General features: G+C 52.2%; 8 protein-coding genes. All 8 read right to left on the minus strand.

The annotated features are described in order from the left end of the window. Window positions 1-90: 90 nt before the first annotated feature. On the minus strand, window positions 91-2,775 hold the full coding sequence (locus Pmgp_RS14950; protein ID WP_134214774.1) for a calcium-translocating P-type ATPase, SERCA-type: 2,685 nt from the start codon (window positions 2,773-2,775) through the stop codon (window positions 91-93). 61 nt (window positions 2,776-2,836) lie between these two features. Further along, the gene (locus Pmgp_RS14955) at window positions 2,837-3,592 is read right to left on the minus strand and encodes a sulfite exporter TauE/SafE family protein (RefSeq protein WP_134214775.1); all 756 of its coding nucleotides are present in this window, start codon (window positions 3,590-3,592) and stop codon (window positions 2,837-2,839) included. A gap of 148 nt (window positions 3,593-3,740) precedes the next feature. Next, complete coding sequence (locus Pmgp_RS14960) at window positions 3,741-4,325, minus strand: TetR/AcrR family transcriptional regulator (RefSeq protein ID WP_134214776.1); 585 nt, start codon at window positions 4,323-4,325, stop codon at window positions 3,741-3,743. 28 nt (window positions 4,326-4,353) lie between these two features. Continuing rightward, on the minus strand, window positions 4,354-5,463 hold the full coding sequence (locus tag Pmgp_RS14965) for an ABC transporter permease (protein ID WP_134214777.1): 1,110 nt from the start codon (window positions 5,461-5,463) through the stop codon (window positions 4,354-4,356). Beyond that, window positions 5,464-6,384 carry an ABC transporter ATP-binding protein gene (locus tag Pmgp_RS14970; RefSeq protein ID WP_134214778.1) on the minus strand — a complete coding sequence of 307 codons (921 nt, stop codon included), beginning with the start codon at window positions 6,382-6,384 and terminating at the stop codon, window positions 5,464-5,466. 1 nt (window position 6,385) lies between these two features. Further along, window positions 6,386-7,285, minus strand: coding sequence for an ABC transporter ATP-binding protein (locus tag Pmgp_RS14975; protein WP_134214779.1), 900 nt, complete (start codon window positions 7,283-7,285; stop codon window positions 6,386-6,388). A gap of 5 nt (window positions 7,286-7,290) precedes the next feature. Next, complete coding sequence (locus Pmgp_RS14980; protein WP_134214780.1) at window positions 7,291-8,274, minus strand: HlyD family secretion protein; 984 nt, start codon at window positions 8,272-8,274, stop codon at window positions 7,291-7,293. Between the two features lie 183 nt (window positions 8,275-8,457). Beyond that, window positions 8,458-8,716, minus strand: a 259-nt coding sequence (locus Pmgp_RS14985) for a DRTGG domain-containing protein (RefSeq protein WP_243119885.1), incomplete at its 5' end; no start/stop codon positions are given.

Here is an 8,716-nt window from a genome sequence, read left to right on the forward strand (position 1 = left end):
AAAGTCACTTCTATAAGTGGCTTTTTTTATATTTTGTCAATGAAAATAAAATAAATTTTAGATGTTCCCTCTGGATTAGGATTAAAGTTTCTACTTTTGTCTCACCTGTTTGCTTATTTCCACCAACAGCAGCGGCACAATGCTTAAGCCGAGCACAACCGCCCAGTCACCTGGCCGCAGCATTACGGTCTCAAAAACTCCTCTCAGGAAAGGAACGAATACCACTATAAAAAGCGCCGCGGCTGACGCTATAAAGGCAATGATCAAACTTCTGTTGGTAGCGATCCCTATGGTGAAGAGGGACTTGTCCATACTTCTGACATTAAATGAATGCACAATTTGTGACATGGCCATGGTTATATAAGTCATGGTGCGGGCTTCCTCCATGGTCCGGCCCCAGCTGAGAGCCAGCCCGTAGGCGCCCAGGGACAGTAGTCCGATCATCATGCCCTGCCATAGTATCCTGCCGCCCACTCCCCCGGCAAACAGCCCCTCTTTGGGCTTGCGGGGCGGCAGCTCCATAATTCCTTTTTGGGGAGGTTCCAAACCCAGGGCGAGCGCGGGCGGCCCGTCGGTAACCAGATTCAGCCAAAGGATCTGAATTGGGTTGAGAGGGCTCCCTAAACCAAGCAGCAGGGCTGAAAAGATAGCAACGATTTCACCGGTGTTGCAGGAAAGCAAGTACTGAATGGAGCTGCGAATATTGTTATAGATAGTTCGCCCTTCTTCCACCGCCTTTACGATAGTGGTGAAATTATCGTCCTGCAGGACCATGTCCGAGGCTTCCTTGGCTACCTCGGTGCCGCTGATCCCCATAGCCGCCCCAATATCAGCCCGCTTAAGAGCCGGGGCGTCATTTACTCCATCACCGGTCATGGCCACAACATGGTCATGGTGCTTCAGCGCCTCTACAATCCGCAGCTTGTGTTCGGGAGATACCCTGGCGTATACAGTTACACTGTTCACCACTTCTTTCAACTCATCTTCGCCTATCTGTTCCAGCTGGCCGCCTGTCAGGATATTATCGCCGGGCTGCAATATACCCAGTTCCCCGGCTATAGCCGCGGCAGTCTCCCGGTGGTCACCGGTGATCATAACTGTGCGGATACCGGCCCTGTGACATAACGATACCGCTTCTTTGACTTCGGGGCGGGGCGGGTCCTGGATGGCAAAGAAGCCTACAAAATACAAATCGCGCTCCGCTGTTTCCGGCGCGAGTTTGGCCGGCACTTCCGGCCACTGGCGTGTGGCCAGGGCCAATACTCGCTGCCCCTGTGACGCTAATTGAGAATTTACCACCAGCAAGGCATCTTGGACTTCTTCGCTGAGAGCCTTTGTTTCCCCACCGCTCTGGACACTTCCGCAGCGCTGCAAAAGCACGTCCGGCGCACCCTTGGTAAAGGACTGGACATGCCCGCTCATTCTGTGAAAAGTGGTCATCATCTTGCGTTCTGAATCAAAGGGTATTTCAGCTAAACGAGGGTATTTCCCAACAGCCGACTCTCTTGACAAACCCGCTTTGGCCGCCGCAACCACAAGCGCCCCCTCAGTAGGGTCGCCGATTACACGGTATGCTTTCCCGGTTTTTTCCAACTGAGCGTCACTGTTTAAAAGCCCGCCCAACAGAATCAATTGCAAAGTTTCATCGTTCAGAGGTAAAATTTCGCGGCCATCCCGGTCGATAAATTTCCCCTCGGGGCTATAGCCGCTGCCGGTTATTTCAAACAGCCTGTCCGCGGCAAAAATACGTGTGGCAGTCATTTCATTTTTGGTAAGGGTACCGGTTTTATCGGAGCAAATGACTGTGGCCGTTCCCAGTGTCTCAACCGCCGGCAGCTTTCTGATAATTGCGTTCCGGCGGCTCATTCTGGTGACACCAAGGGCCAACACAATAGTGACAACAGCGGGAAGCCCCTCGGGCACTACTGCCACAGCAAGGCTTATAGCGACCATAAACATCTCCAGCAAATCTTCACCGCGCCAGAGCCCGATCAGGAATACCAGCACAACGATGATTACAGCCGCTACTCCAAGAATACTCCCCAGTTTGCCCAGCCTCCGCTGCAGCGGGGTAGATTCCGGCGCCGCTTCGTCAAGTAAGCGGGCTATCTGGCCCAACTGGGTCCTCATCCCCGTCTCCACCACTATCGCCCTGCCGCGGCCGGCGGTTATGGTGGTACCCATAAAAAGCATGTTCTTACGGTCACCGACAGCACTACTATCGCCATTTATTTCGCCGGGCTCTTTTTCCACCGGGACCGACTCCCCGGTAAGGGCCGACTCGTTGGAACGTAGGGAAGCGGCCTCGATTAACCTGGCGTCGGCCGGAACTGAATCACCCGCGTCCAGTAAAATCACATCACCAGGGACCACATTCTCCGCGCTGATTTTCAGAACTTTGCCGCCCCTTACCACCTTGGCCGAGGGTTTAGTCATATCTTTCAACGCTTTAAGGGCGTGTTCGGCCTTGTTTTCCTGAAATACTCCGATTGCCGCGTTAAGTACCACAATGATGAGGATAACCACCGCATCCTCCCACTCGCCAAGTATCCCCGAAATGACCGCGGCGACCAGCAGGATCAGCACCAAAATTTCTTTCATTTGTTCGAGAAAAATGGAAAAAAGAGAGCGGGGAGGTCTTTCTTGGAGGGCATTGGGGCCGTAAATTTTTAAGCGGTGGTCAGCGGCTGAGGCGTCAAGTCCCGACTCAGGGTTGACCGCAAGATCCCGGCATAATTCGTTGACTTTCAGGGAATACCAATTCTTCTCCCGCATTTTCCCCTCCAAAGGGAAGCAATCTTTAAACTAAAACAAAGTATAACCTTTAATTCTTTTTCTAACCTTCGTCAACCTGGGGCATGGGTGTCCTTAGATACCCCGTCCCGGTCCAGATCAGCATGGCCGCGAACAGGAGGCGCAGGACGCCCTCAGACAGGAAATAGGCAAAGCTTCCGCCCAGGTACGTGCCTACGAGAATACCGGGGATAAGTCCGGTCAGGATGCCGGCATTGACATTGCCCAGGCGCCAGTGAGTGTAAGCGCCTACTCCCCCGGCGGGGATCATGGCCAGCAGGGAACTGCCCTGCGCGGTATGCTGGGTAAGACCCACCAGCAGCACCATTGAGGGGACCATGATGGTACCCCCGCCCACTCCCATCATGCCGGAGAGAAAGCCGGTAAAAACACCGGTAAAAAGTAGTACAACTACTTTGACCCAGCCAGTGAGCGACCCGTCAATACTGGTCAGGTAAGGTTTCAGCAGCAGCATCAGGGTGACCAGGATCATAAACCCGCCAAAGTACCTCTTCAGCTTCCATTCCGGCAGGGCGTGGGCAAAGCGGGCACCCGCCCTGGATGTGAATATGGCGGTCGAAGCTAAAAGCACGGATGCCATGATATCCACCGAACCCCTGAAAGCGTAAGTGATAGTACCCACTATGCCTGTGAAAATCAGCGCCACCAGGCTTGTGCCGTGGGCTTTGTGCTGGCTGATTTTCAGGATGCCTACCATGAGGGGGATCATGACCACACCGCCGCCGAGTCCAAAAAGTCCGCCGAAAAAACCCGCGGCCAGGCCAATAAAGAAACTCATCTATAATAGATACCTCCCGGAAGATCAGGTTGCCAATGGCTATATTGCCATAGATCATTTATTTCTATAGGAACAGTATAATCCCTTTGTTGCTGAGAACACTCTTTTTACGACATATGAAAAAGTTACCCGAAATTACAGGAAGCTATTAAGATTTCAGTTCCTGTTGATGCTCCGCCTCAACGATACCGTACAAAAAAATACTAAACAGAGACTGGATCGCTTCCTCCAAAATCAGTTGATTTTCCACAATAAACACCGGGTTAACGACAGATCTGATGCTCGCCAGCAGCGCCGTGGTAAAAATTTTGGGGTGTACCTGGCGCAGAAAGTTCTGTTCGCCACCGGCCAGGAGTGCTTCGAACACCTGCTGAATTCTTTGAGAGCGAAAGCGTTCGATCTTTTCCCAGAGGTGAGGATAGTATTTCTGCAAATCGTATAAGAACTGGGGCTCAATGACTCTAATGTTCCGGGTAAGCTCACCAAGCATATTAATTATTTTATCCAGCGGTTTGTCAGCTGAGCCAAAAACTGCCTGTATCTTTAACGCGATACCGGCGATAAGATCATCAAGCACCGCGTTGATGATCTCTTCCTTGCTCCTGAAATAACGGTAAATGGTCCTCTTGCTGATACCGGTAGCGGCGACCAGGTCGTCCATTGTAACTTTAGAGACCCCTCGGCTCGCGGCCTGCTCTCTATATGCCTTGATGATTCTTTCCCTGTAGTCCATTATCCAACCACCTGCGTTTTTGCCTAAACTAGGCAATTTTCTTTTTAAACTTGATTATGCTCAGGGTTACCAGCACAACGGAAAAAACCAGGAGCGCCGCCACCTGGGAGACCAGATAGGGAAACCCTATTCCTTTTAAAACGATACCACGGATGATAACCAGGTAGTAAGTTAAGGGAATGATGTCCCCGATGTACTGTATAACGAGCGGCATGGCCTCCCTGGGAAACAGGAAGCCGGACAGCATAATGCTGGGCAGCAGGACAAAAAAGGACATCTGGAAGGCCTGCATTTGGTTCTTGGCAATATTCGAGATAAGGATGCCGAGGCCCAGCGAGGCTGTAATAAAGAACAGGGTCAGGACGTAAAGCTCCAGCAGGCTGCCACGTATCGGCACATGGAACACCAGCGCACCCACCAGCAGGGCGACGGTTATTTGCAGGTAGCCGAGCCCGATGTAGGGGACTATCTTACCGATCATCAATTCAAAGGAACGGATCGGGGTCACCATCAGTTGCTCCAGGGTCCCTCTTTCCCGCTCCCTGACAATCGCCACAGCAGTCATCATGACCATGGTCATCGTCACAATGATGCCCAGGATGGCGGGGACCATGTAATAGGCGGTAATACCGTCCGGGTTGTACCAGGGCCTTACCCTTATATCATAAGGTAAATTTGTGAGCTGGGCTTTCTGGATAAATATTTTCTGCGACTTGAGCAACCCGATGGCGTTGGCCGTGGCGATGGCAGTGGACGAAGACATGCTGTCGCTGGCGTCAACCAGCACCTGAACCGTCGCCGTATCCCCCTTTTTCAGGTTTTCACTGAAATCAGGCGGGAATATGATGCCCACCTTGGCCCTGCCGCTGTCGATCATATTCGTAATCTCGGCGTAACCGCCGGTCGAGTAATAAACGTCAAAGTACCCGGAGGCGCTGAATGCCTCCATCATGTCCCGGCTCTCGGCGGAAAGGGACTGATCAAACACGGCGGTTGGGATATGCTTTACTTCGGTTTGTATCGCATAGCCGAACAAAAGCAGCTGAAACAAAGGAAGCGCAAAGACCATGCCCAGTGTCAGCCGGTCACGCCGCATCTGCAAAAACTCTTTTTTCAGGATTGCCAGGATTCTGCTCACTTAAGACACCTGCCTTCTGTTCTGCTTGGCCAGGGAGACAAAGACATCTTCCAGGGAAGGCCTGATAATTTTAGCCTCGACACCCGTGTAATAGTTAAGCGCCTGGATTGCATTCTCGGATTCCAGCAAGACGTGCAGCACCGGCCCGTGGTTGGAACATTCCTTGACGTAGGGCAGTTTTTCAATATCATCAATAATGTACAGCGCGTTGGGGTGGACGACTTCCGCCAGGGTGCCCTTGATTACGTTGTTTTTCAGGTTCTCCGGCGTGTCGTCGGCAATCAGTTTCCCCTCGGAGATAAAGGCGATGCGGTAGCAGCGCTCGGCCTCGTCCATGAAGTGCGTGGTTACCATGACGGTTGTGTTTTCATTGGCCAGCCGCTGGATTATTTTAAAAAACGTGCGCCTGCTGGTTGGGCTGACCCCGCTGGTAGGCTCATCCAGGAAAAGGATGGAGGGACGGGAAATTATGGCGCAGCCCAGCGCCAGCCGCTGTTTCCAGCCGCCGCTGAGGTTGGCGGCCAGTTCGTCTTCCCTCCCTTTTAAAAGGGCCATATCGATCATTTCGCCGATCCTTTTTTTTCGCTCACGGTGCGGAATGCTGTACAGTCCCGCGTAGAAGTCCAGGTTTTCGTAAACGGTGAGGTCGTCGTAAAGGCTGAACTTCTGCGACATATAACCGATCTTGCGCTTTATTTTTTCAGCTTCGCGGGCCAGGTCGTAGCCGAGCACGGTGCCGGAACCGGAAGTGGGCTCGAGGATGCCGCAGAGCATCCGGATCGTGGTCGACTTGCCCGAGCCGTTGGGCCCTAAAAACCCGTATATTTCTCCCTGCCCGACCTCGATGGAGATCTTGTTGACAGCGGTAAAAGATCCGAAAGTCCTGGTCAGCTCGCGTGTGGTTATCACGGCGTTGTCCACTTTAGACCACCTCTTTTTCCGTCAGCGATACAAAGACATCTTCCATGGAGGGGGTGATCTCCTCCATGAAGGAAATTGCAATCCCCTTTTCTGAAAGCAGCCTGGATATCGATATCTTAGCCGGCTCAACCACGGGGACAGACACGTGGTACCTGTCGCCGTAAAAACTCGCGTCATCTACTTCGGGAAGCTCGCCCAGGAAATCAAGGTCTTTCACGTCTGCTTTAATCTCTATAATTTTGTTCTTAATCTGCTTTTTCAGCTGGTCAGGCGTGCCGACAGCCACGATCTTCCCCCGGTCCAGGAGGGCGACCTTTTTACAAAGGTCCGCCTCGTCCATGTACGGCGTGGACACGAATATGGTCATCCCGTCCCGGTTAAGCATGTATAATATTTTCCAGAATTCCTTGCGGAATTCCGGGTCGACGCCGAAGGTCGGCTCATCCAGGATCAACATGCCAGGCCGGATTACGAGGGCGCAGGTCAGGGCAAGTTTTTGTTTCATCCCGCCGGACAGATCTTCAGCGAACCGTGATTTAAACTGAGAAAGTTTCGTCAGCTCTAAAATCTCATCCGCCCGCTCCCTGACGGTTTTCCGGTCCAGCTTGTACAGGGAGCCGAAAAAATTGATGTTTTCCATTACCGTCAGGTCGCCGCACAGGCTGAAGCGCTGGGGCATGTAGCCAAAATTGCCGGCATCCTTTTTCTGCCTGCCGCCGAACAGGGTAACCCTGCCGCTGGTGGGATTGATCAGCCCGCACACCATGCGGAGCAAAGTGGTTTTACCGGCCCCGTCCGGGCCTACCAGGCCGAAGATATCTCCCTGCTCAACCCTCAGAGACACTTCGCTGACCGCGGTAATGCCGCCGAAGACCTTGGTGAGAGCTTCCATTTCAATCATTTTGATCACCTCTGATCAAAAACTACATCAGCGGGCATACCTGGTTTTAAGAGATTGTTCTCATTATCAACCTTGATTTTAACCGCGTAAACGATATTGGTGCGCTCTTTTTTGGTTTGGATGGTTTTCGGTGTATATTCTCCTTTGGAGGCTATCTCTTCGATAGTGCCGCGGTGCTCCTCTGAGCTCCCGCTCACGGTGAAGTAAACCTGCTGTCCCAGCTTGATCTTGGGCAGGTCGTCAGTGGGGATATAGACTTTGATCCACATGTCGTTTAAATTGGCGATGGTTGCCACGGAAGCGCCGGCCTGCACCACTTCCCCGTTTTCAAAATTTTTAGTGAGCACGGTCCCGTCAATCGGGCAGATAATTTTCACATCTTCCAGCAGCGCTTCCGACGCTTTTAACACAGCGCTGCTGCGTTCCAGCTCAACCCGGGCGGCCTCAATCTGGTCAGGCCTGCTGCCGGACAGCAGGAGGCTTAGTTTGGTTTGGGCGGACTCAAGTGAATTTTGTGACTGTTTGAAAGTTATTTCCGCTTTTTCCATCTCCGAGTCGGCAATGATCTTTTCTTTATACAGTTTAACTGCCCTGTCGTAGTCCTTGGCGGCCTTTTCATTGTTGAGCCGGGCGGTGTCGACGGCAATTTGGGCATCCTTGATTTCCTGCACGCGCGCGCCGGAAGTAAGGTCGTCCAGCTGCGCCTGGGCTTTAACCACCGCAAGGGAGTCCCTTTCTTTTTGGGCAAGCAAATCATTACGGGTGATTTCGGCCACCAATTGGCCTCCCTTGACCTGGTCACCAGGAGCCAGCGTCAGTTTTTGCAGCGTACCGGCCACTTTGGCTCTCAGTTCAACCTGTGTGGCCTCAATGGTCCCTGTAGCCTGCAGGCCGGCGGTCTGCTTTTCTCCGATGTACCTGTTGCAACCAAAATAGCCGGCGACGCCAAGGGCCGCCAGCAGGAGTATAACCGCATTCCTTTTTTTCATAAGCACACCACCCTGACTGGTTAGTTAAAAAAACCAGGTAAACTATTTATAACAAAATATTTTACCTGGTTTCATGATAGCACTTATTTTTGTTTTGAACAATCCTTAATTTAGATAGATGGGGTATAAAAAACTAAAGTAACGATTATGCCAAGTTAACTTAGTTTTCATTCAAGGTCGCCTTTAACCAGCATCCTGGTTGTTATGCAGGGAGCCAATGATTTTCTGCCAGTCACAGTGCCGGTCAATACTCTCCACCGCTATTTTGATATCGCTGGCGTTGTCAGGCCTGATCCGCCTCGAAACCTCGGATATTTTTTCAATAGTAGTGTAAGTGTCGCTGTGCACCAGGATTACCGGGACACCCTTCTCCGCCGCGCGGGAGATAACCTTGACATCCGGGTACAGCCCGCCCGTCAGGATTAAGGCCGAGGTGCTGGTC

It is taken from the genome of Pelotomaculum propionicicum (assembly GCF_004369225.1).
Taxonomy (GTDB): Bacteria; Bacillota; Desulfotomaculia; order Desulfotomaculales; family Pelotomaculaceae; genus Pelotomaculum_B; species Pelotomaculum_B propionicicum.

Excerpts from the sequence above, each read along its gene's own strand:
- Pmgp_RS14950 (WP_134214774.1), bottom strand. The coding sequence starts at position 2,775 with ATGCGGGAGAAGAATTGGTATTCCCTGAAAGTCAACGAATTATGCCGG.
- Pmgp_RS14955 (WP_134214775.1), bottom strand. The coding sequence starts at position 3,592 with ATGAGTTTCTTTATTGGCCTGGCCGCGGGTTTTTTCGGCGGACTTTTT.
- Pmgp_RS14960 (WP_134214776.1), bottom strand. The coding sequence starts at position 4,325 with ATGGACTACAGGGAAAGAATCATCAAGGCATATAGAGAGCAGGCCGCG.
- Pmgp_RS14975 (WP_134214779.1), bottom strand. The coding sequence starts at position 7,285 with ATGATTGAAATGGAAGCTCTCACCAAGGTCTTCGGCGGCATTACCGCG.
- Pmgp_RS14980 (WP_134214780.1), bottom strand. The coding sequence starts at position 8,274 with ATGAAAAAAAGGAATGCGGTTATACTCCTGCTGGCGGCCCTTGGCGTC.